The following is a 23841-nucleotide window of genomic DNA, read 5'->3' as shown; positions in this document are numbered from 1 at the left end:
GAACGACGCTCATCCCTCCTCGGCCGCCGACTGGCGTTTCACCACCGCACTCCACCTTGAAAGGATTCGGCCATGTCCGATGCACGCCCCAAAGTCGCCGTCGTCGGGGCCAGCCTCGACCGCTCGAAGTTCGGCAACAAGGCGGTCCGCGCCTTTGTCGATCAGGGTTGGGAGGTCTTCCCCGTCCACCCGAAATTGACCGAGATCGAAGGACTACGCGCCTATCCCAACCTCGCCGCGATTCCCGAAACGCACCTCGAGCGCGTGTCGCTCTACGTCCCTCCGGAAATCGGGATCGGAGTCCTCGACCAGATCGCCGCCAAGCAGGTCGACGAGATCTGGCTGAACCCCGGCACGGAATCGCCGGCCCTCCTCGAACGCGCCGAGGCGCTGGGCCTCAACGTCATCCAGGCGTGCAGCATCCTGGCCATCGGCGAGCATCCGGGGAAGTATTGAACCCGTGACTGTGTCCTCGAAGGAGCGTCCGCCGTGATCTTGAACCACGTCAATCTCGCCGTCTCGGACGTCCAGAAGGCCCGGGAGTTCCTCATGAAGTACTTTGGGCTCGACCCGAAGGGCTTACCGGGGAATGACAAGGTCGCCATCCTGCGCGACGAGCAAGGTATGGTGCTGACGCTGACCAATTTCGAGGGGGCGACCGAGGTCAAGTACCCCAGCTCGTTCCACATCGGCTTCATCCAGGAAAGCCCGGCGAAGGTGGACGAGATGAACGCGCGACTAAAAGCCGACGGTTATGAGGTCGACCCGCCCAGTCGACAGCACGGCTCCTGGACCTTCTATTTCGTCGCGCCGGGGGACTTCATGATCGAAGTCCTCGGCTAGAACGGCTTGCATGCGGATTGCAGCAGGGCCGGAGCTGGACTCCCTGCTCCCGCAAGGGGAGAAGGCATGCTCGCAATAGCCTGTTTTGATGTCTGTCCGCAACCCAACTCCAGACCACGCCGAAGCTCGATCGCACTTGAGAACACGAGCGACTACGATGAACCTTCCCACGCCCTCGATCGGTTCCGCCGTCCGGCTGATCTTCTTCGGCGCAGCGCTCTCGGCGGTCGCCGAGCAGGGGACGCCGCCTCGCGTCTCGCCGCGACATGTGGATTACAAGGTGGTCTTCTGGTACCGCCGCGATCGGCCGATCGAGACGTTTCAGTATCAGGTCTACGACGTTCGCAAGGGGGAGTACACCCCGGCGGTCGACGACTGGACGAACATGATGCGGAAGAAATACCCCGGATACGAGGTCGCCGGGCGCGACGTGGATCTGGCGCGGGAGACGGGGCCGAACGAGACGCGCAAGGTCGGCGCGGTGATTCATCGCGAGCTGCTGGCCGCGGCGGCTTCGCAAGGCGTGTTCGTCGGGCCGCTCGGAACGACGCCGAGTGGCAGCGGTATTCGCACTTATCGTGAGCCTGGCTTCCAGGTGAGGCCCGGCCCGGCCCGGGTCGTACTGCCTTACAGCCCGCTGGGGCCGAGCTTCAATCAGAACCCGCTTCCCCAGGGATTCCCCGTCCCGATGCCCTATCCGCGCCCGCATCCTTGAACTCGTCGAGCCGCGACGCGGCGGCATCTTGTCAGCGGCTCGCCGGCGGGGCAGACTACGCTTCGGCAGAAGAAGCTGAATCGAGCCTCACCGGGAGCACACGCCATGAAGACGGCCTTCGCTTCGATCGTCCTTGCGTCGCTGGGCCTGTCGGCCCTGTCCGCGACAGCCGCCGCCGATCCGCCGGATCTCAAGACGCTCTCCATCGGCGCTCCGGCCCCGGACTTCGACCTCCCCGGCGTCGATGGAAAGAACCACGCGCTTGGGGAATACTCCGACGCCAAGGTGCTCGTGGTTTACTTCACCTGCAACCACTGCCCGACCGCCCAGGCCTACGAGGAGCGCGTTGCGAAGCTGCACGACGATTACAAGAGCAAGGGGGTCGCCGTCGTTGCGATCTCGCCCAACGACCCGAAGGCCGTGCGGCTCGACGAACTCGGTTTCACCGACCTGACCGACTCGTTCGAGGACATGAAGATCCGGGCCCGTGATCGCAAGTACCCGTATCCGTACCTGTTCGACGGCGACACACAGGCGACGGCCAAGGCATACGGCGTGCTGGCGACGCCTCACGTGTACGTTTTCGACGCCGAGCGGAAGCTCCGGTACGTGGGACGGTTCGACGACGCCGAGGTCAAGACGCCCAAGTCGCACGACGTCCTCAACGCGGTCGACGCCCTGCTGGCCGGGAAAGACGTCCCCGTTGCGACCACCCGCGTCTTCGGCTGCTCGACCAAGTGGGCCGACAAGCAGGCTGACGCCCGCAAGTCGCTGGAGAAATGGAACGCCGAGCCCGTCACGCTTGAAACGATCGACCTCGAAGGCGTGGCCAAGATCGCCAAGAACGAAACCGACAAGCTGACGGTCGTCAACCTCTGGGCGACCTGGTGCGGCCCCTGCGTCATCGAACTTCCCGAATTGGTAACGATGAATCGGATGTATCGCAGTCGGAAGTTCCGGCTGGTCACGATCAGCCTCGACGACCCGTCCAAGAAAGACGACGCCCTCAAGGTTCTTAAAGAGAAGCACGTCGCGGCCAACAACTACGTGCTCTCAACGTCCGACCGCGACGCCTTCGCCGACGCTCTCGACAAGCAGTGGCCCGGCCCAGTCCCCTACAACCTGATCATCGCTCCGGGAGGCGAGGTGGTCTATCGTCACGTCGGAGAGATCGACCCCCTGGAAGTCAAGCGCGCGATCGTGGCGAAGCTGGGAAGAACGTACTGAACAGGCGAGGGCGATCCGGTCTCCGCCGCCGCGATTTCGATTCTTGAGCTAGGTTAAGAAAGCGTCGAGGCGCGTGTCGGCCTTGGCGGAAGAGCTTCCGCGCGCCATACTGTGACGCTTTCACCGTGCTCTATTCGCGCTTGGGAGCCCTCTCCGCCCTGCCGGAACGGCCGATCAACGGGGATCGGACAGGCCTCGGGAGCACGTTGACTCGCGTTAGAAATAGGGGACAGCATGGTCGGTCAAAGCAAGCTGCTGGACAAGCTCAAGGATCTGGCTCGCAACCTCTGGTGGTGCTGGCAGGCGAACGTGATCGACCTCTTCCGCGAGCTCGACCCCACGCTCTGGCACGACGTCGATCACAATCCGGTCGAGTTCCTCAAGCGGCTCTCGCCCGAGCAACTCGAACGCCGGGCGGCCGAGATGGCCCTGGATTCGCGGATCGATTACGCGTTCCGCCGGCTGTCAGAGTACCTTCAGGACACCGATTCCTGGGGCGCGATCAACGCGACGATCCTCCGGGCGCGGCCAGTGGCCTACTTCTCGGCCGAGTTCGGCTTGCATGAGAGCCTGCCGATCTACTCCGGCGGCCTTGGCGTTCTGGCCGGCGACCATCTGAAGAGCGCCAGCGACCTGGGCATTCCGTTGATCGGCATCGGCCTTCTGTACAACCAGGGGTACTTCCGGCAGTCGCTCGACGCCAACGGCTGGCAGCAGGAGAGCTATCTCAACGCCGACACCGAGCTGCTGCCGATCGAGAATGTGCTGGCCGCCGACGGCAAGCCCCTGATGATCGCGATCGAGACCGCCACGGGCGTGCTCCGCGCGCGGGTCTGGCGGGCCGAGGTCGGACGGACCTTGCTGCTGTTGCTCGATTCCAACGTCCCCGAGAACAGCGAGGACGACCGCACCCTGACGGCCCGGCTCTACGGCGGCGACGCGCGGGTGCGGATTCGCCAGGAGCTGCTGCTGGGTGTCGGCGGCCTGCGAGCCTTGCACGCCCTGAACATTCACCCTTCGGTGCTGCACCTGAACGAAGGCCACAGCGCGTTCGCCACGCTTGAGATGATCCGCAAGCTGATGGAGGAGACCGGACTGCCGTTCGGCGAGGTCCTCCGCGAGGTCGCGCAGATGACCGTCTTCACCACCCATACGCCGGTCGCCGCCGGCCACGACCGGTTCCCCTCGCAGCTCGTCGAGGAGCATCTGGGCAAGATCCGCGAGGCCATGCACCTGTCGTACGACGATTTCATGGGCCTGGGTCGGGTCTACGCCAACGATCCCAACGAGCTGTTCTGCATGACCGTGCTGGCACTCAAGCTGTCGCGCTACGCCAACGGCGTCAGCTCGCTGCACGGCGTGGTTTCACGGCGGATGTGGCATCCGCTTTATCCCAACGTCACCGAAGAGCAGGTGCCCATCGGCCACATCACCAACGGCGTCCACGTCAAGACCTGGGTGGCACCCCAGATGGCGATGCTGTTCAACAAGCACCTCGGCGTCGATTGGCCCAAAAGGCAGCGCTACGCCGAGACCTGGGACGCCATCGACGAGATCGACGACGCCGAGCTTTGGGAGACGCAGCAGGTTCTCAAGGCCCGCCTGATCAACTTCGTGCGGTCGCGGATGGTCGCCCAGGCCAAGCGCCGCAACGAGCCCGACGCAAATCTCGAGCGGTTCGCGGACGTGCTCGACCCCAACGCCCTGACGATCGGCTTCGCCCGTCGGTTCGCGACTTACAAGCGGGCTGGGCTGGTGCTCCAGGACATCGACCGGATGGTCGACATCGTCCGCTCGGCGGAACGGCCGATCCAGTTCGTCTTCGCCGGCAAGGCTCACCCCGAGGACCGGATGGGCAAGGAGCTGATCCAGAGCATCGTCAAGATCTGCCGGGACGAGCGGTTCGCCCGCAACGTCGTCTTCGTCGAAGACTACGATATGAACGTGGCGCGGCACCTGGTGCAGGGGGTCGACGTCTGGCTCAACAACCCAAGGCGTCCCCAGGAGGCCAGCGGCACCTCGGGCGAGAAGGCCGTGCTCAACGGCACGCTCAATTTCTCGGTCCTCGACGGCTGGTGGGCCGAGGCGTATGATGGCACCAACGGCTTCGCGATCGGCATCGGCCGGACGCACGCGGTGCCGTCGGTCCAGGACGAACGCGATCACAGCTCGCTGATCGAGACGCTGACGAACCAGGTCGTGCCCTCCTTTTACGAACGCGACGCCGCCGGGCTGCCCCGGAAGTGGATCGCTCGCCAGAAGGACGCCTTCCGCACCCTGGCCTGGAAGTTCAACGCCGATCGCATGGTCATGGATTACGTGCGCCGCAGCTACCTCCCGGCCGCCGGCGGCCTGTCGTGCCAGTAAGACGCGACGATCGAGCGGGAGGCGTTCGTGGACGTGTTCTTGACGAGCGAGACGCGGATCGCCGCGTCTCCCGCTTCCCTTTCCTTCGCTGGTTCGCCGCGCGCGACGAGGTTGGTTCGAGGCCATGAGTCAGGGCTTCATCGGCGAACAGCTCGGTTCGTTCCGCCTCGAAGAGGTGATCGGCTCCGGCGCGATGGGCGTCGTCTTCCGGGCCACCCAGGAGATCGTCGACCCCAACTCAAGCGCCGCGGACGCCGAGGGCCGCAAGGTCGTCGCCACCCGCAAGGCCGCCGTCAAGATCGTCCAGGGCGAGATCGCCGAGAACACCAAGCTGCTTGAGCGGTTCAGCCGTGAAGCCGAGATCATCAAGCAGTTCCGACACCCGAACATCGTCCGCTGGCTGGCCACGGGCAAGTTTCGGGGCACGTATTACTTCGCCATGGAGTTCGTCGAAGGGGTCACTCTCGAAAAGCTCCTTCTGGACCGCGGCGCGATCCCCTGGCGCGAGGTCGTCGATCTGGCGATCCAGATCTGCGACGCACTCCACTACGCCCACCAGCAGGGGGTCGTCCATCGCGATCTCAAGCCGTCGAACCTGATGGTCACGCGCGACGGCCGGATCAAGCTGACCGACTTCGGCATCGCCCGGGTTCTCGACCGCACGGCCCTGACCGCGCCCGGGCGAACGCTCGGCACGGCCGCCTACATGGCCCCCGAACAGATTCGCGGCACGCCCGCGGTCAGCCACAAGACCGACCTCTACTCGCTGGGCGTGGTCCTCTATCAGATGCTCACCGGCAAGCCTCCGTTCGAGGGGGCGTCGGCCGTCGTACTGATGCACTGCCATCTCAACGAACCCCCCCCCCGTCCCAGCGACAAGGTGCAAGAGATCCCCAAGGCGCTCGACGACCTGGTCGTCGCGCTGATGTCCAAGAACCCGACCTCCCGCCCCTGGGACGCCGAGGCGGCGGGGGTGATTCTCACCGAGCTGCGTGACAAGGCCGCGCGGAGCGAGGCGGTGCCGATGGTCTGGCCCGCGGCCGACTCGCCGGACGCCAACCCCAGCCGGGCCGGCGTCGGCGTGACGCCGCCCCCCGCGCGCCCGAAGAAGAAGGGGAAGAAGCCCGGCGGCGCCTCGGGGTCGAACTTGCGAAGCGACGAAACCTCGTGGACCGACGCCGTCTTGAGCCGGGTCAGCCTGGAGACGATCGGTCTCGTCGTGGCTCTGGTCGCCATCGGCGGGTTTATGGCCTACTGGCTCTGGCCGCCGAGCGCGCAGTACCTGTATCGCCAGGCCGTTCCGCTGATGGAGTCGTCGCGACGCTCCGACTGGCTGACGGCCCTCGAAGAATACATCGACCCGCTCGACACGGGGTACCCCAACCACCCCTACCACGCGCAGACCCAGGCCTGGCGCGACCTGATCGCGCTCGACGAGGCCGAGAGTCGCTCCAAGATGCTGGCGAGCGCCACGGCTACGCCGTTCTCTGAGCCCAAGACCAACGGCGAACGCCAGTACGTGATTTTCTTCAGCCTGGCTACAAAGGCTGCGGCCGCCGGCCATGAGGACGTTGCGGCGAACTACTGGCGGGAGATGACCGGCTCGCTCAACGTCGACGATCCCGACGAGCGGAAATGGATCTTGCTCTCGCAGAAACGGGCTGAGGAGTTGGAGACGAAGATCCGCGAGCGGCGAACGTTCGTCGAGGACCAGCTTCGCCGAGCCGACGCCGCGTTCCGGGGCGGGAGGCCCAACGAGGTGATCACCATCCACGCGATGCTCAAGGAGAAATTCGCCAAGTACGCCGATCTCGCCGATCTCTTGGCACCCGCTCCGCCCCCGGAGGCCCCCTCCGAACCAACCCCTCCCGCTCACGTCCCCGCCCCGGAAGTCGAGAAGCCGGCCGCGTCGCCGAGTGCGACGCCCGCTCCCACTGCCGAGCCAGAAACTGAGCCTGAGCCCGCGAAGTCGGCCCCCGACCCGGCCCCGGCCCAATCAGGCCGCCGAGGAAGGCCCGCGTCTTGAAGACTCGAGCCATCATGACTGCACGAATGAATTGATCATGGCGAAAACCACGAATATGTGATATTCGTCCGAAGTTTGTCCAACATTTCGGTCTGGGGCGACGTAGTAAGGGCGTGCGCCCAGTTGACGGCGCGCACGGACTAAGATACCGTTGGTTTACCTATCGTTTGATGAGGCGGCTCCCGTCTGTTCGCCTCGAAACACCTTTGTGCATTAGGCCGATCATGGCCCAGAGGATACAGATGCCTCCGTCTCCGTCGCGTGTTCGTTTCATTGGCAGCCGCGAGCTTCACCGCGATCTTCCGAAAGTCCTGGAAAACCTCGAAAATCCAGATTGTCGCTACGTCCTGACGATTCACAGCAAGCCCAAGGCCGTCATGATCGGCACCGAAGCCTTCCTGAGCCTCCTCCGCGGCGCGACCCCGGAAGATCGGCTCCTCGCTCTCCAACTCGGCGCGTTGGTCCAGGGGCTTGAGTCCTCGGGCGCCGAAACCGAAGAGCGTCAGGAAGCACTCGTCGCGGTCTGACGACCCCAGAGCCTCGCCTCCGAGGCTCGATCTGAGATACCCGCAACCCTGGGCGCTCCCCCCCCGAGCCCCGGGGTTGCTTTGCGCGCGGTGGACGACTTCGTCTGAAGGTCTGTCTCATTAAGGGGAGGGCGAGGCTTCCGCACTACGCGTTTGGGGGACTGACTCTGAGTTGCGCGTGGTTCGAAATCCGAATTCCCAGCCCTCCGTGCGTCGAGCCTTTTCCGATTCCGAACTTCGACGAGCCCTGCCAGATAGAACCAGGGTCGACGATCGATCATCAACGGCTTCATCGGTTTGCGCCCCCCCGTCGTGGCGACTTGCGGCTTGAGCCGTCCCCCCTCGCGTTGCATCCATCGTCGGCAAACCTAGCACGATTCACAAGGACCTTCGAATCCTCTCACACGCGATACGTCAATCTCCGCCGATTCGTCCGGGATCTGCTAGAATACAATGTCCTGGACGCGGGTACATAGCCGCGTCGGTCCTCTAAGGAGAGAGTTCGCTCATGGCCAGTCGCCCGTTCGTTCACTTGCATTGCCACAGCCATTACAGCTTGCTCGACGGCCAGAACAAGCTGCCGGACCTGGTCAAGCAGGTCAAGGCGCTGGGGATGCCGGCGATCGCGGTGACGGACCACGGCAACATGTTCGGGGCGATGGAGTTTCTCCGGGAGGCCAAGTACGCCGGCATCAAGCCGATCGTGGGGATCGAGGCGTACGTCGCACCCGGTAAGCGGACTGACCGCTCGACGAACGGGTCGGGGGATGAGAAGTTCGCGTATCACCTGACGCTCCTGGCCAAGAACGGCGTCGGGTTCAGGAACCTCCTACGGCTCACCTCGCGGTCGTACCAGGAGGGCTACTACTACAAGCCGAGAATGGACAAGGAGCTGCTCGCACGGCACAGCGAGGGGTTGATATGCCTGTCGGGCTGCGTCGGGTCCGAGTTCTCGCAGCACTTGCTGCACGACCGCACGGCGGCGGCTGAGAAGTTGGCGATCTGGTATCAGCAGACCTTCGGCGAGGACAACTTCTTCGTCGAGATCCAGAACAACGGCCTGCAAATCCAGCGCGATGCGATGGAGCGGCAGGTCGACCTGGCTAACCGGCTGGGGATGCCGCTGGTGGCGACCAGTGACGCCCACTACCTGAGGCAGGACGACCACCTTGCGCACGACGCCCTGCTGTGCATCAATACGGGCAAGACCGTCGACCAGCCGCTCGACAAGCCCCGGTTCGTCGCCGACGACGGCCGGCTGTCCGACCAGTTCCACGTCCGCAGTCCCGACGAGATGTACGCGGTCGTCGGCGGCCACGAGGAGGCCCTTGCGCAGTCGGCCCGGATCGCCGAGAGCGTCGAGGAGAACTACACCAGCCTGAACCTGGGCAAGCGGCTGTTCCCGTCGTTCAAGCCGCCGGAGGAGAAGACGGCCGAGGACTACCTGCGCGAGCTTTGCGAGCAAGGTTTAATCGCTCGGTACGGCGCGTCGCCCCCCGCCGAGGCCCGCGAGCGACTTGATCACGAGCTGGGTACCATCAACCGCATGGGGTTCGCGTCGTACTTCCTGATCGTCTGGGATTTCGTCCGCTACGCTCGCGAGAAGAGCATCCCGGCCCTGGCTCGTGGATCGGCCTGCGGTGCGCTCGTCAGTTACGTGCTCTACCTCAGCAACGTCTGCCCGCTCAAGTACGACCTGCTGTTCGAGCGGTTCCTCGACCCGAACCGGTCAGAGGCGCCCGACATCGACATCGACCTCTGCCAAGAGCGTCGGTACGAGGTCATCGAGTACGTCCGCCAGAAGTACGGCCAAGCCAACGTCGCGCAGATCGGCACGTTCGGAACCATGAAGGCCAAGGCGGCGATCAAGGACGTCGGCCGGGTGCTCAACCTCCCCCTCGCACGGGTCGAGGAGATCAACAAGCTGATCCCCACCCGGCTGAACATCACGCTCGAAGAGGCCCTCAAGGAAGAGCCGGCGCTGCGGAAGATGGTCGAGCAAGATCCGGACATCGAGCGACTGATGACGTTGGCCCGCCGGCTGGAAGGCTCGGTCCGCAACGCGAGCACGCACGCGGCCGGCGTGGTGATCGCCGACCAGCCGCTGGAATCGCTGGTCCCCTTGCAGGTGATCCGCCGCGGCGACAAGGAAGAGGTCGTCTGCACCCAGTGGGACATGGGCGACGTCGAGAAGGCCGGGCTCCTGAAAATGGACTTCCTCGGCCTCCGCAACCTGACGACGCTGGAGGCCGCCGTCCGCCTCATCAACGCCCGGAACCCGGACGCCCCGATCGACATCGACAACCTGCCGCTCAACGACCCCAAGGCGTTCGAGCTGCTCCAGCGCGGCGAGACCAAGGGCGTTTTCCAGCTTGAGAGCGCGGGCATCCGCGACCTTCTGGTGAAGATGAAGCCCGACCGATTCGCCGACATCATCGCCACCAACGCGCTCTACCGGCCGGGCCCGCTCAACGGCGGCATGGTCGACGAATACGTGGATGTGAAGAACAACCGCAAGCAGGCGACCTACTTGCATCCGGTGCTCCGCGACGTCCTGGAAGAGACCTACGGCGTCATGGTCTACCAGGAACAGGTCATGCGGATCCTCAACCGCCTGGGAGGCATCGAACTCTCCAAAGCGTACGCGTGCATCAAGGCGATCTCGAAGAAGAAGACCGAGACGATCGCCGAAGGCCGCGACCAGTTCATCAAGGGCTCGATCGAGAAGGGCCTGGAACGCGACCAGGCGTCGCGGATCTTCGCGCTCATCGAGTTCTTCGGCGGCTACGGCTTCAACAAGTCGCACAGTACGGCCTACGCGCTGGTGGCCTACCAGACGGCCTACCTGAAGTCGCACTACCCAACCGAGTACATGGCGGCCGTCCTGTCGTCGGAGATGAACGGAGCGGAGCGCGACAAGTTCTTCGTCGAACACATCGACGACTGCCGGCGCATGGGCATCGAGGTGCAGCGGCCCGACGTCAACCGCGGGAGCACGACGTTCACGGTCGTGACCGAGGGCAAGGTGGAGTTCGGGCTCGAAGCCGTGAAAGGGGTCGGCACCAAGGCGGTCGAGGCGATCCTTCGGGCTCGCGAGGAGGGGGGGCCGTATCGAAGCCTCGACGAGTTTTTCGAGCGGGTGTCGACGCGTGAGGTGAGCGCCGCCGCCGCCGAGACTTTGATTCGCGCCGGGGCGTTCGACGGCTTCGGCGCTCGAAGGTCGCAGCTTCTGGCCGTCCTCCCCCGCGCCATGCAGGCCGGACAGGCCAAGCAGGAGGACCGCCGCCGCGGCCAGCGCGGACTGTTCGACGAGCCCGAAACTCCGGCGCACGGCGCGCACAATGGAAACGGCAACGGCGTCGCGCCCGGCGTCGCCAACCTGCCAGACGTCCCCGAACTCCCCGACGTCGATTTGCTCAGCGGCGAGAAGAAGGCGCTGGGTTTTTATATGTCGAACCACCCTTTGACCCGCTACGCGGCGACGCTTCAGGCGTTGTCGACGCACCGGACGACGGACCTGGCCTCGGCCCCGGACAAATGCGAGGTGCTCCTCGGCGGCATGATCACGAACGTCCAGGTGCGGAACGTCCAGAAGAGCCGGTCGGGCCTGACGCGAATGGCCAAGCTGACCTTCGAGGACCTGGACGGCAGCACGCCGGCGATGCTCTGGCCCGAGGAGTTCGCCAAGCTCGGCGACCTGATCGTGAACGACGCGATCGGGTTCGTGAAGGGGACGATCGACCGCCGCCGCGATCCCCCCGAGCTGGTGATCAGCAAGATCATCCCGATCGAATCGGCGTCGTCCGAGCTGGCGCGCGGGGTCGTCGTGCGGCTGCACAAGGGACTTCAGCAGGACGCCGAGCTGGAGCGTCTGCTGCGGATCGTCCGGGTCCATCCCGGCGGCCTGGACCTCTATCTTGAGATTTTCGGGATCGAGAACGTCCGCCGCGTGATCTACCGCGCGGGGGCCTCGCTGCGCATCCGCTGCGACGAGAAGATGGTCGCCGAGATGGAGCAGGTCGTCGGTTCGGGCAACGTCCGCCTGCTCGGCCAGCGCGGGGCGACGGCGCGGGCCGAGTCGTCGGCCAAGCCGGCGGTCGCGGTGCGCGTCGCGGTCCCCGAGCCGATGGACGACCTCGACCCCACCGACGACCTCGACGACGATTGAGAGCCCGGCGTCGCCCCGAGCGAGGCGGTCTTCATGAATTCTTCGCGCGACATTCTTTGATGCTTCGCTCGCCTCCCCTCTCGCGTGGATATACTTTTCATCGTCGGCCCCGACTAGCGATCGTCGCTGCTCGGGCGGCTCCCAACCGATGATGAAACACGCAATGATATCGAAAATACAGAATGCGTTGCGGCCGTTGCTCCTGGCCTTCGGGTTCGGGCTCGCGGGGTTCCTGGCCGGCTGCGGCAGTTCGGATTCCGCTCCGACGTCCATGACGACGTACCCCGTCAAGGGTAAGGTCTTGCTCGCCGACGGCAAGCCGTTGGCGTCGGGCGTGGTCGTCTTCGCGCTTCCCGAGAAGGGGATGGAATTCGAGGCTCCGCTCGAGTCCGACGGCTCGTTCGCGCTCAAGAGCAGCTACGGCGAGGGCGCGCCCGAGGGGTCGTACAAGATCCGGATTCAGGCCGACCTCTCCAAGCCGGCCGACCCCAAAGCCCGCGGCGGCCGCCGCTCGGGCGCGAATCTGGCCTATCCCGCCAAGTACGGCGATGAAACAACCTCAGGCCTGACGGCCGTCGTGAAGCCTTCCGCCAACGACCTTGAGCCGTTCACGCTCGCCAAGTGACAGGTTGTTATAGCCTGTCATCTCGATCAGTTGATTCTTGAAGTGGATCTTCCGGAGCGGTCCGGCGGTCCGTGAAGCCCCCCCGATCGCGGCTTCTTCCTTCTCCCCCCTTCGTACCGGCCCTTCCGCTTTACAGCCATTCCACGGAGAATCGATTCCATGAGATCTCTCGCGAGATCGCCCCGACGCGGCGGCTTCACCCTGATCGAACTGCTGGTGGTCATCGCCATCATCGCCGTTTTGATCGCGTTGCTCTTGCCGGCCGTGCAGTCGGCCCGCGAGGCCGCCCGTCGCGCCCAGTGCACCAACAACCTGAAGCAGATCGGCCTGGCTCTGCATAACTACGAGAGCACCAACACGGCGTTTCCTCCGGGCGGCGAGTCGACGAACTACAATCCCTCGACGGTCGGTTCGGCGTCGGCGGTGCCGATCACGCAGTTCGTGGACGGCAACTGGAGCACCTTCGCCCGTCTGCTCACGTTCATCGAAGGCGGCGCGTCGTACAACGCGTTGAACTTCAACGCCAAGGAGTACAACGAGGCCTCCGGCATGAACTTCACCGGCGCCTCGACGGTCATCTCGACCTTCCTCTGCCCGTCGTCCTCGCGTCAGCCCGACGGCGGCAGCGACGGCGTCGACCCCAATGATCCGATCACCACCCGGGCCGGCCGGGGCTACGCTTACGACGACTACGGCCCGACCGTCTACACCGACATCAGCCCGCTGGGCGTGGCCATCACCCCCGGCTCCGCCACCCCCTACCGCGATAAGACCACGCGGCAGGACGGCCTGCTGAAGCAGGGTAAGACCTCGATCGGCGAGATCACCGACGGCACCAGCAACACCATCGCCATCGGCGAGGACGCCGGCCGCGACCCCCGCTTCATCAGCCCCTACACCGAGGGCGAGATCTACGGCGGCGTCGCCGGCTCCGGGACCTTCCCGGGCGAGCAGGGGCCCGCGGGCGGCCCCGGCGTCAAGCGTCGCTACTGGCGATGGGCCGAGGCCGACACCGCCTTCGGCGTCTCGGGCGCGCCCAACAACAAGTTCCGGCCGATGTGCGAGGCCGCCGGCTGGACCCAGACCGGCGTCTCCGCCGGCAACAACGCCGGCGCCAACGACGAGTTGTTCTCGTACCATCCCGGCGGCGTCAACGTCCTTATGGGCGACGGCAGCGTCCGGTTCATCAAGGACTCGATCAACGTAGTCACCCTCCGCGCCCTCATCACCCTCAAGGGCGGCGAGGTCATCAGCTCTGACGCTTATTGATCGGATCGTGTGAACGCGGCTTCAAGCAAGACCCCGGAAGTTCGCCCTCGGGCGGGACTTCGGGGTCTTCGCGTTTCCTTCGCCGCTCATTTCTCGTAGAGCGGATCGAGGACGACGATCCGGGCCGAGTCGCCGTCGTGGACAGCCATCTTGCCGCCGGGATACATGCAGCCGCCTGCGAAAGTCCCGTCCTTGGCGAGGGCGTAGAACGAGACGTTGAAGGTCGTCTTGCCGTCGGGCCGTCGCCGCTTGGGGTCGCGGACGCTCGTCTCGGCGACCCGCTTGAGGGCTTCCATCACCGCGTCCTTGGCCGTCAGCCCCCGGCGCATGGCTTCGACGATCAGGTGACTGGAGAGGTTCAGCAGGTTCGCCTCGCCGACGCCCGTCGAGCCGGCCGAGCCGACCTCGTTGTCGAGGTAGAGCCCCGCGCCCAGGATCGGCGAATCGCCGACCCGCCCCGGGATCTTCCACGACAGGCCCGAGGTGGTCGTCGTGCAGCCGAGGTCGCCGTGGGTATCGAGCACCGAGCAGTGGATCGTGCCGGTCACCCGCTTCTTGATGTATTCATGAACATGGTCGGCGACCTCCGGTTCGGGCGGCGGGACCCAGTCGTCGTTGGGGTCACGCGTCTCCTTCCAGTGCAGCCAGATCTTCCGCGACTCGTCGGTCAGCAGGTCGACTTCAGGGAACCCGTGGGCGCGGGCGAACCGGAGGGCGCCGTCGCCCACGATCAGGCAGTGCCGGGTCCGCTTCATCACCAGCCGGGCGACGGCGGCCGGGTGCATGATGTTGCGGATCGACGCGACCGAGCCGCCGCCGTGGGTCGGGCCGTGCATCACGGCCCCATCCAGCTCGACGACGCCGTCCTCGTTCGGCAGGCCGCCGTAGCCGACCGAGTTGTCGGCCGGGTCGGCCTCGACGATCGCGACCCCTTCGACGGCCGCGTCGAGCGGGTCGTAACCGTTCTTGACCAGTTCGACCGCCCGCTCGACGGCGCGCAGGCCGTTGCCGCTGGCGACGGCCGTCGGCCTTCGAGACCCCACCGTCGCCGGCGGCGACGCCCCGATCGCCAGCGTGCTCAGGCTGGCCGCGGCCGTCGTGCCCATGAAGAAACGTCGGTTTATAGGTCTGCGCATGGCGTCTCACTCCCGATGATCGTCGGCGTCGACTCCCCACGTCGATTTCATCGTACCAGATCAACGCCCGGAATCGACTCCCGGCCGATCCGTCGGGCGCGCGGAGAAGCCCGCGAGTCGAATCGAAGGGCGATCGACCAGCGGGCTCGACGGTGTTCTCGGGTCGGCGAGGCGGCCGACGAGCGGCTCAGCGGATGGTCCGGCCTTCGCGTTCGAGCCCGGCGACCTTCGAGGGCGAGCTCATGAAGCAGGTGAAGCTCTGGGCGCCGGCGCGCGGGCCGTCGGCGGATGGGGCGACCATCCGGAATCCGCGGTGGACGGTCTTGGGCTCCTGGCCCGACTCGCGCATCGTGATGGCGAACGTGCAATTGCGGTCGACGCTTCGGACCTCGACGTCGCGGAAGACGAGTGTCAGCTTGCCGTCGGACGCCACGTGGCGGGTCTGGCTCTTGAACCGGCAGGCGGCGTTGCCGGGCTTCACTTCGACGTCGCATCCCCCCGAGCCCAGGCCGCCGATCACCAGCCGGAGTTCAATCGACGGCGACTTCGGGCGGACGTCGGCCTGCTCGGCCTTCTCGCCCACCGGCTTCTTGGCGTCGTCGGCGGGTTTCTCGGCCTTCGGGGCCGGAGCGGGTGTTTTGTCTTGAGAGAAGCAGGGGGACGCCGGGACGATCCAGGCCCCCGCCGCCAGTGCAAGCGCCATCTTTGACCAGACTCGCATCGCGGTTCGACTCCGTTCTGAGGGCTGGCCGACCCGTCCTGAGTCGCCCTTCGACGGTCGGCGGGTACATCGTCCCGATCGAGCCGTCTCCATGTCCACCATTTGAGGGAAAGCCCGGCGTCGGGCTCGACGACCCCAGCGCGGACGGTTCGACAACCGTCGCGTGATCGTTCGACTTCCCTCCGCGGGCACGCGCCCGGGTCGGCAAAACCGACCCGGTTCTTGAGTCTTCGTCGAGGTGAGCCGCAGATTACTCAGGTTGCGGCACGCCGGCAAGATCAGATCTTGCGAGGCTCGCCGGCGTGGGAATCCTGAATACCGGGCGGGGTCGGGTCAGGGCGTCCGCGCGACGACCGGGGGGATCGCTGGGGTTGCGACGGGCTCACCGGGGACGCGAGGCGCGATGAGCCGGGCGACCGGGGGCTGATCCGGGGCGCCCGTGTTCAGCTCGCGGGCCGTGAACACGCCGTTGACCATCTGGTTGACCGACGGGCTCATCCAGCTCAAGATCAGGCCCTGGGGGAAGACGCCCATGAGGACCGTGAGCACCACGAGCGGGGCCGCGATGACGAGTTCGCGGAGGCTCATGTCGGGCAACCCTTTCCAGGCCTGGTTGCGGCCGAGGAAGACGCGCTGGATGGTCCAGAGGATGTAGCCGGCGGTGAGGACCACGGCGGCCGCGGCGACGACCGCCAGCCGGACGCTGTAGTTGAACGCGGCCAGCAGGACGAACACCTCGGCGACGAAGCCGCAGAGACCCGGCAGGCCCATCGACCCGAAGAAGATGACGTACGAGACGGCCCCGTACATCGGCATGATGTTGTTCAGGCCGCCGAGTTTGTCGAGGTCGCGGGTGTGGGCCCGGTCGTAGATCACGCCGACGAGGAAGAACATGCCGGCCGAGGTGATGCCGTGGGCGAGCATCATGTACATCGCCCCGTTGACGCCGTAGGCGTAATACTGGGGGCTGTTCGACAGGTTCATCACCGCCATGCCGAGCGTCACGTAACCCATGTGGCTGACCGAGCTGTAGGCGACCAGCTTCTTGAAGTCGGTCTGGGCCATGGCCACAAGCGCGCCATAGATGATGCTGAAGACCCCGAGCGCGGCCACGAAGTACGACCAGTCGTACGCGCCGGCGGGAGCGAGCGGCCAGGCCAGCCGGATCAGGCCGTAGCCGCCGATCTTGAGCAACACGCCCGCCAGGATCATGCTGATCGGCGTCGGTGCCTGGACGTGCGCGTCGGGCAGCCAGGTGTGGAACGGGAACGACGGCAGCTTGATGATGAAGCCGACCAGGAAGAGGACGAAGATCCACCCCTGGATGTACCGCCCGTAGTAGCTCGACGCCGTGGCGATCGCGGTCAACTCGACGATGTCGAACGAGTGGCCGTGGAACGCCTGCGCCTGGCCGGTGGCGTTGACGAGGCTGATCGCCCCCGCGTCGCCCGGCCAGAAGTAGAGGATCAGGATCGAGACCAGGATGAACACCGAGCCGAACAGCGTGTAGAGCAGGAACTTGATCGCCGCGTATTCCCGATTCTCGCCTCCCCAGATGGCGATCAGGAAGTACATTGGCAAGAGCATGATCTCGAAGAACACGTAGAACAGGAACAGGTCGAGCGACACGAACACACCCATCATGCTGGCGACCAGCAGCAGGAAGAGCCCGTAGTAGCCCCGGACCTGGCGGTCGATGTTCCACGAGGCGATGCAGGCCAGCAAGCTGATCAGGCCGGTGAGCACCACGAGGCTGAGGCTGATGCCGTCGAGACCCAGGTAGTACTGGATGTTGAACGCGGGAATCCAGGCGCGACGGACGACCAGATCGCCTTCACCCTGCGATTCGTCGGTGACGACGACGCTTCCGCCGGCGTCGGCCACAAGCTGGTTCTGCGAGGCGCGGTACTGGAGCGGGGTCGCCGCCTTGGCGTCGCCCAGATATACGCCGAGCGCGACGAGCGTCGCCGCGAAGTTCGCGACCATGAAGGCCGTCGCCACGTACTTGACCAACGACTCGGACTGCTTGGGGATCAGCAGCACGACTGCCGCGCCGATCAAGGGGAGAAGCCAGATGGACGTCAGGAGTAGGTTGTCGCTCATGTCGCGGGCACCGGTTGGGAGGAGGTTTCTCTCGCGTCTGGCTCGTCGCGTCGGTCGGGGTCAGGTCAGGTCGAGACAGGTCGCGCGCCGTCAGCCGCCGACCCAGGCGAAGACGCCGGCGAACAGTCCGACGAGCGCCACCGCCAGGAACATCAGGTAATTGCGGAGCTTGCCGGTCTGGATCGCCCGGCTGCGGTCGCCCGCGACGTAGACAAGGTCGGCGAGGGCGTTCACCGCGCCGTCGACGCCCAGCTTGTCGAAGAGGCCGTTGAGTCGGCTGAGCCGTTCGGTGGCCCAGGCCGCGCCGTTGACCATACCATCGATCAAGAGCTTGTCGAACCGGCCGCACAGCCTTGCGAACGCCAGGCAGGGGTTGATCAGCAAAGCCCGGTAGACGTCGTCGAAGTACCACTTGTTCTTGAACAGGGTGTGGAGCCCCCGGAACTGCGCCGCGGTTCGGCCCGGGTTCAGCCGCGTCGCGGGGAAATAGGGGAGGCCGACGGGGGCGTAGTAGAGCGCGCCCAGGCCGATGCCGATCACGCCGATCGCCAGAGAACACCCCACGGCGTACCAGTGGGCCCAGTGGGCGTTGATCACGCCGGCCGGCTCGCCGTAGGCGATCAACGATTCGAGCACCGGCACGCCGAACGGCAGACCCGCCCAGACCGTCCAGCCGACGAACACGCTGAAGAACGCCAGGATCACGAGCGGCCGGGTCATGATCGCTTCGCTCTCGTGAGCGTGGGCGACCGGGTTCAGATCGTGGGCGCTGGCGCCGTGGCCGTGCTCGGCCTCCTCGTGCGCGAGCGCCTGCTCCTCGTCATGGGCGTGGGCGATGGCGGCGTGCGCCTCGCCCCGGAAGCCGCGCGCCTCGCCCGCGAAGACCAGGAACCACATCCGGAACATGTAGAACGCGGTGATGGTCGCCCCCAGGGCCGGCAGGACGAACAGCATGAAGTGCTGGGGACTTTGCGACACCCGCGCGATCGCCGCGGCCAGGATCGCGTCCTTCGAGTAGAACCCGCTGAAAAACGGCACGCCCGAGATCGCCAGCGTGCCGATCAGCATCGTCGTGGCCGTGATTGGCATCTTCTTGCGGAGGCCGCCGAGGCCCGGCATCTCATAGGTGTGGACGCTGTGGTAGACGCTGCCCGCGCCAAGGAACAAGAGCGCCTTGAAGAACGCGTGCGTCACCAGATGGAACATGCCCGCGGCCCGGCCGCCGACGCCGATGGCCAGCATCATGAAGCCGAGCTGGCTGATCGTCGAGTACGCCAGCACCTTCTTGTAATCGGTCTGGACCATCGCGATCGTGGCGGCGATCAAGAGCGTGACGCCGCCGGTGTAGGCGATGTACAGCAGGACGTCGGACGTGAAGACCGGGAAGAACCGCGCGACCAGATACACGCCCGCCGCGACCATCGTCGCCGCGTGGATCAGGGCCGAGACCGGCGTCGGACCGGCCATGGCGTCGGGGAGCCACACGTGGAGGGGGAACTGGGCGCTCTTGCCCGCGCATCCGGCGAAGATCCCCAGCCCGGCGATCGTCAGCATCCAGTACGGGATCTGGCGGTGCGGCGCCGCGCCGACCGGCTCGCCGTGGGGGCGGAAGTCGACGACGTTCTGCGCGTCGGCCCCGTTGGCGGTGTGGAGTTGCCCCGTCGAATCGCGCAGGCCCTCGCTGATCTCCTGGAAGTTGAACGTCCCCAGCGTGGTCCAGAGCAGGCCCAGGCCGATCAGCATCCCCACGTCGCCCACGCGGTTGGCCACGAACGCCTTGTTGGCGGCGTCGGCGTTGGACTTCTCTTCGTACCAGAAGCCGATCAAGAGGTACGAGCAGAGCCCGACCAGCTCCCAGAAGATGAAGATCATGAAGAGGTTCGGCGATGCGATCAGACCGAGCATCGAGAAGCAGAACAACGACAAGAACGCGAAGAACCTCGGAAACCGAGGGTCGTCGTGCATATAGCCGATCGAGTACAGGTGAATCAGCGTGGCGATGAACGTCACCATCAGGAACATGATCACCGACAGACTGTCGATGTACACGCCCAGCGGAAACGAGAGCGGCTTGGCGGCGAACCGGTCGAGGGCGCCCGCCGTCGGCGCGCCCAGCAGCACCCAGTCGTAGTTCGCCTTCCAGACCAGCGGGGCCGGGTGGGTCGCTTCGTGTTCGGCGCCGGCGGCCTCGGCATGGCCGGCGTCGGCGCTGGCTTCATGCTCGCCCGTGGTCGTCGCCGCGTGATGCTCGGCGAACACGCCCTTGGCCTCGATCAGGAAATAATCGAGGAACCCGATCGCGCTCAGCACGCACGACAGGCCGATCGCCCCCGTGGCGATGTAGGCGTTGAGCCGTTTCAAGCGGCCGATGAACAGGATTTCGATGGTAAACGCCGCGAGCGGAATCAACACAGCGGCCACGTAGAGACCTACCTGCCAGTTCATGTCGTCTCGTCCCTCGGCGACTGCGTTGAACGCTCTCGATTGCTCGTCCCGCGACCTCGTCGACCCGATCGCCCGCCTGGAGAGGCGGAGCCTCTATTGAGATCGCCTCGCGGCGGATCTTCCTCGTCGTTGCGGCGGGAACCAAGGCGATGAGACGCCGGGTCGGACGAGATCGTGAACTATGTCACAGCCGAATTCCCGTTGCAAGACCCTCGCGCCCTCGGTTTCTTGCAATCGACGACCGGCGGCCGGCCCGGCGCGGGGCCGCGAAGCATAGCTCTTGCGTGCTCGCGCCCGAGACCAGAGACTGATAGGCTGTCAACCAAGACCCTGAACGACAAGGAGAACTGAATCATGCCTACTGTAACCGTCGAGGGAGAGAAGTCGTTCGAGGTCGAACCGGGCACCAAGCTCGTGCTGGCCATCGAAGACGCCGGCATCGACGTCATGCACCGCTGCGGCGGCAACGCCCGTTGCACCACCTGCCGGGTCGAGGTTCTGGCGGGCGATCCCGCGCCCGCCGAGCAGGTCGAGATCGATCGCCTCGCCCGCGAGGAGAACCTCGCGCCCAACATCCGGCTCTCGTGCCAGATCCGCGTCGAGTCGGATCTCTGGGTGAAGGTGATCAACCGATCGTCGGAGACCGGCGTCCCCGCCGGCACGCGTCCGCTCGATTGACGCCGCCGACCACCGCCGCATCGTTTTCAACGACCACCCACTCCGGTGAGGATCGCTTCGCCATGCCGCTCGTCGTTCGTCTTCTGATCGTCTTGGCGCTCGCGGCGGCCCTCGCCGGGGCGGATGCGTCCGCGCAGCAGCCGAAACCCGAAACCGGCTCGCCGAGGCCGCACGAGGTCCCCGCGCTCGCCGTCGAGAAGTACCGCCTGCCCAACGGCCTGACCGTCCTGCTTCACGTGGACCACAAAACGCCCGTCGCGGCGGTCAACGTCTGGTACAAGGTCGGCTCGAAGGACGAGAAGCTCGGCCGCACCGGGTTCGCCCACCTGTTTGAACACATGATGTTCCAGGGGTCGAAGAACCACGACCACGAGTATTTCGACCCGCTCGAAAAGCTGGGGGCCAACATCAACGGCACCACCAGCGAGGACCGCACGGTCTACTACGAGTCGACCCCCAGCAACGCGCTTGAACTCGACCTCTGGCTCGAAGCCGACCGCATGGGGTTCCTGATCCCCACGATGACCCAGGCCAAGCTCGACAACCAGCGCGAGGTGGTCAAGAACGAGCGCCGCGAGTCGGTCGACAACGCGCCTTACGGGCAGGCGGCCGAGGCGATGCTGCAAGCGCTCTACCCGCCCGAACACCCGTACCACCACTCGGTGATCGGGTCGATGGCCGACCTCTCGGCGGCGAGCCTGGCCGACGTCTCGGCCTTCTTCCGCACCCACTACACGCCCAACAACGCCATCCTCTGCGTCGCCGGCGATATCGACGTGCCGAAGACGAAGGCCTGGATCGAGAAGTACTTCGGCCCGATCCCCAAAGGGCCCGATGTCGAGAAGCCGAAGCCACAGGTTCCAGTTCTCGACGCGGCGAAGCGCGTGGTCATGACCGACCGCGTCACGCTCCCCCGCGCCGAGCTGGTCTGGCCGACCGTGCCGAGCAACCATCCCGACGAGCCGGCGCTCGACGTTCTGGCGGCGGTTCTGGGCGAACTCGACAAGGAGAACCGGCTGTTCCGATCGCTGATGTACGACCGCCAGCTCGCCGCCGGGGTCAGCGCCTCGCACCCGACCCATCTCCTCACGGGGACGTTCGAGGTCGTGATCGAGGCTCGACCCGGCGAGAAGCTGGAGCCCCTCGTCAAGATCGCCCTTGAGCAGATCGAGCGGCTGAAGCGCGAGGGGCCGACGGCCTCTGAGGTGGTCAAGAGCCAGAACGCGCGGGAGAGCGGGCTCATCATGGGCCTGCAATCGGTCTCGCGCAAGGCCGAGGTCTTCAACCAGTACGAGGCGTTCATCGGCGACCCGATCGGCTATCGAGGCGAGCTGGACCGGGTCTTCGCCGTCACGCCGGCCGACGTCCAGCGCGTGGCCAAGAAGTACCTGACCGACCGGTTCGTGGAGCTCGACGTGGTTCCAGGGCCTCCCGCGAAGCGCGCTCCCGAAGTCGCCGTCGACCGTGACAAACAAACGCCGGTCGAGGACGCCGCGGCGGCCGCGCCGCGCGACGCGTTCGATCGCGGAGCCATGCCCAAGGTCGGTCCCGCGCCTCGGTTCGAGCCGCCGAAGTTCGTCCGCCGCACGCTCGGCGATGGGCTCCCGTTGCTGGTCGTCGAACGCCACGAGTTGCCCATCGTGAGCATCGATCTCGTCATCAAATCGGGCGAGACGTCGACCCCTTCTGGCAAAGAGGGATTGGGCTCGCTGGCCGTCAGCCTGCTCGACGAGGGGACGAAGACCCGTTCGGCGCTTCAGATCGCCGGCGAGACGTCCGAGATCGGCGCGAGCCTCGACGTCGGCGGCGGCTTGGAATCCTGCTCGGCGAGCATCACGACCCTCAAACGCCACCTCGACAAGGCGCTCGACCTCTACTGCGACGTCCTGCTCAACCCGACGTTCCCCGAGAGCGAGCTTGATCGGCTGAAGATCCTCCGACTCGCCGACATTGAGGCCGAACACGATTCGGCCGAGGCGATCGCCGCCGAGCTGTTCCCGAAGCTGGTCTTCGGCGCGGGCCACCCGTACGGCCGTCCGCAACTGGGGACGCTCGAATCGGTCCGCTCGATCACCCGGGCCGACGCGGTCGCGTTCTTCGAGAAGATCTTCGTTCCCGCCAACGCCGCGATCGTCGTCGTGGGGGACGTCGACCCCGAGGAGATCACGCAGATCCTCGAAGCCCGGCTGAAGACGTGGAAGGCTCGCCCCGCGCCGCCGGTCGTCGCCCCCGCCGCCCCGTCGGCGCCCGGCGAATCGGCTCTTTACCTGGTCGACAAGCCCGAAGCCGCGCAGTCGGTCGTCACGATCGGTCGGCTGGGCGTGGCGCGGAAGTCTCCCGACGTACCGGCCTTGAACATCCTCAACGCGATCCTCGGCGGCCAGTTCTCGAGCCGGCTCAATCTCAATCTCCGCGAGGACAAGGGCTACAGCTACGGCGTCAGCTCCGAGTTCCTCACCCGGCGCGGCCCCGGGCTGTTCCAGGTCGAGGGCTCGGTGCAGTCGGCGGTGACGCGCGAGGCGCTCGTCGAGATGCGGAAGGAACTGGCCGACGTCAAGGGACCGCGGCCGTTCACCGACGTCGAGGTGGCCGACGCCAAGAACCGGGCGATCTACGGATTCCCCAGCCGGTTCGAGACGACGTTCGGCGTCGCCGGCCAGCTCGCGACGCTCGTCGCCTACGACCTGCCTGACGACTACCTCGCGACGTACCTCCGCCGCGCCGAAGCCGTCACCACGGCCGAGGTCCAACGGCTGTCGAACGTCTACATCACGCCCGAGACCATGACCACGCTCGTCATCGGCGACCGGAAGGCGATCGAGCCGGCCTTGAAGCGCCTGCCCGACGCCGCCAAGATCCGGCCCATCGACGACAAGGGCAACCCGGCCAGGCCCGAAACCGGCGGCGGCCAGCCGGCGGCCGGTGATCGTTGACGAAGCATCGCCCAGCGAACGGAACCCGACGGAAACCCCGAACGACCACTCTCTTCCA

At 65.9% G+C, this 23841-nt stretch carries 16 protein-coding genes; 12 read left to right on the top strand and 4 right to left on the bottom strand.

Annotated features, from left to right (window positions below):
* Positions 1–72: 72 nt before the first annotated feature.
* From BSF38_RS12410 to BSF38_RS12365, 10 genes are all read left to right on the top strand, one after another.
* Positions 73–456, top strand: a complete 384-nt coding sequence (locus BSF38_RS12410) for a CoA-binding protein (protein ID WP_076346022.1) — start codon at positions 73–75, stop codon at positions 454–456.
* A 33-nt stretch (positions 457–489) separates the two neighbouring features.
* The gene (locus BSF38_RS12405) at positions 490–843 is read left to right on the top strand and encodes a VOC family protein (RefSeq protein ID WP_076346020.1); all 354 of its coding nucleotides are present in this window, start codon (positions 490–492) and stop codon (positions 841–843) included.
* Positions 844–1000: 157 nt separating this feature from the next.
* A complete protein-coding gene (locus BSF38_RS12400; protein ID WP_076346019.1) occupies positions 1001–1558 on the top strand; it encodes a hypothetical protein in 558 nt (185 codons plus the stop codon).
* Between the two features lie 105 nt (positions 1559–1663).
* Positions 1664–2785, top strand: a complete 1122-nt coding sequence (locus BSF38_RS12395; RefSeq protein WP_076346018.1) for a redoxin domain-containing protein — start codon at positions 1664–1666, stop codon at positions 2783–2785.
* A gap of 234 nt (positions 2786–3019) precedes the next feature.
* Positions 3020–5152, top strand: coding sequence for an alpha-glucan family phosphorylase (gene glgP / locus BSF38_RS12390; RefSeq protein ID WP_076346016.1), 2133 nt, complete (start codon positions 3020–3022; stop codon positions 5150–5152).
* 124 nt (positions 5153–5276) lie between these two features.
* Complete coding sequence (locus BSF38_RS12385) at positions 5277–7178, top strand: serine/threonine-protein kinase (RefSeq protein WP_076346014.1); 1902 nt, start codon at positions 5277–5279, stop codon at positions 7176–7178.
* A gap of 242 nt (positions 7179–7420) precedes the next feature.
* Positions 7421–7705 carry a type II toxin-antitoxin system Phd/YefM family antitoxin gene (locus BSF38_RS12380; RefSeq protein ID WP_076346012.1) on the top strand — a complete coding sequence of 95 codons (285 nt, stop codon included), beginning with the start codon at positions 7421–7423 and terminating at the stop codon, positions 7703–7705.
* A 508-nt stretch (positions 7706–8213) separates the two neighbouring features.
* The gene (gene dnaE / locus BSF38_RS12375; RefSeq protein ID WP_076346010.1) at positions 8214–11873 is read left to right on the top strand and encodes a DNA polymerase III subunit alpha; all 3660 of its coding nucleotides are present in this window, start codon (positions 8214–8216) and stop codon (positions 11871–11873) included.
* 163 nt (positions 11874–12036) lie between these two features.
* The gene (locus BSF38_RS12370; RefSeq protein ID WP_145952095.1) at positions 12037–12498 is read left to right on the top strand and encodes a carboxypeptidase regulatory-like domain-containing protein; all 462 of its coding nucleotides are present in this window, start codon (positions 12037–12039) and stop codon (positions 12496–12498) included.
* A gap of 159 nt (positions 12499–12657) precedes the next feature.
* A complete protein-coding gene (locus BSF38_RS12365; protein WP_076346006.1) occupies positions 12658–13767 on the top strand; it encodes a DUF1559 domain-containing protein in 1110 nt (369 codons plus the stop codon).
* Positions 13768–13853: 86 nt separating this feature from the next.
* Here the strand turns inward: BSF38_RS12365 and BSF38_RS12360 are convergent, their stop codons facing one another.
* The 4 genes from BSF38_RS12360 to nuoL form a co-directional block, all read right to left on the bottom strand.
* A complete protein-coding gene (locus tag BSF38_RS12360) occupies positions 13854–14903 on the bottom strand; it encodes a glycosylasparaginase (RefSeq protein WP_076346004.1) in 1050 nt (349 codons plus the stop codon).
* A 187-nt stretch (positions 14904–15090) separates the two neighbouring features.
* Entirely contained in the window at positions 15091–15624 is a 534-nt protein-coding gene (locus BSF38_RS12355) for a hypothetical protein (protein WP_076346003.1), read from the bottom strand.
* A 333-nt stretch (positions 15625–15957) separates the two neighbouring features.
* Positions 15958–17727, bottom strand: coding sequence for a complex I subunit 4 family protein (locus tag BSF38_RS12350; protein WP_083712901.1), 1770 nt, complete (start codon positions 17725–17727; stop codon positions 15958–15960).
* 90 nt (positions 17728–17817) lie between these two features.
* Positions 17818–20172 carry an NADH-quinone oxidoreductase subunit L gene (nuoL, locus tag BSF38_RS12345; RefSeq protein ID WP_076346001.1) on the bottom strand — a complete coding sequence of 785 codons (2355 nt, stop codon included), beginning with the start codon at positions 20170–20172 and terminating at the stop codon, positions 17818–17820.
* 354 nt (positions 20173–20526) lie between these two features.
* Between nuoL and BSF38_RS12340 the strand changes: the two genes are divergently transcribed.
* Together BSF38_RS12340 and BSF38_RS12335 are read left to right on the top strand one after the other, a co-directional pair.
* A complete protein-coding gene (locus BSF38_RS12340; protein WP_076345999.1) occupies positions 20527–20850 on the top strand; it encodes a 2Fe-2S iron-sulfur cluster-binding protein in 324 nt (107 codons plus the stop codon).
* Between the two features lie 62 nt (positions 20851–20912).
* Positions 20913–23783, top strand: coding sequence for a M16 family metallopeptidase (locus BSF38_RS12335; RefSeq protein WP_076345997.1), 2871 nt, complete (start codon positions 20913–20915; stop codon positions 23781–23783).
* The last annotated feature ends 58 nt before the right edge of the window (positions 23784–23841 follow it).

It is taken from the genome of Paludisphaera borealis, assembly GCF_001956985.1.
Lineage (GTDB): Bacteria > Planctomycetota > Planctomycetia > Isosphaerales > Isosphaeraceae > Paludisphaera > Paludisphaera borealis.
Note: the sequence above shows the minus strand (reverse complement) of the source record. Positions and strands in the feature narration are given on the sequence as shown.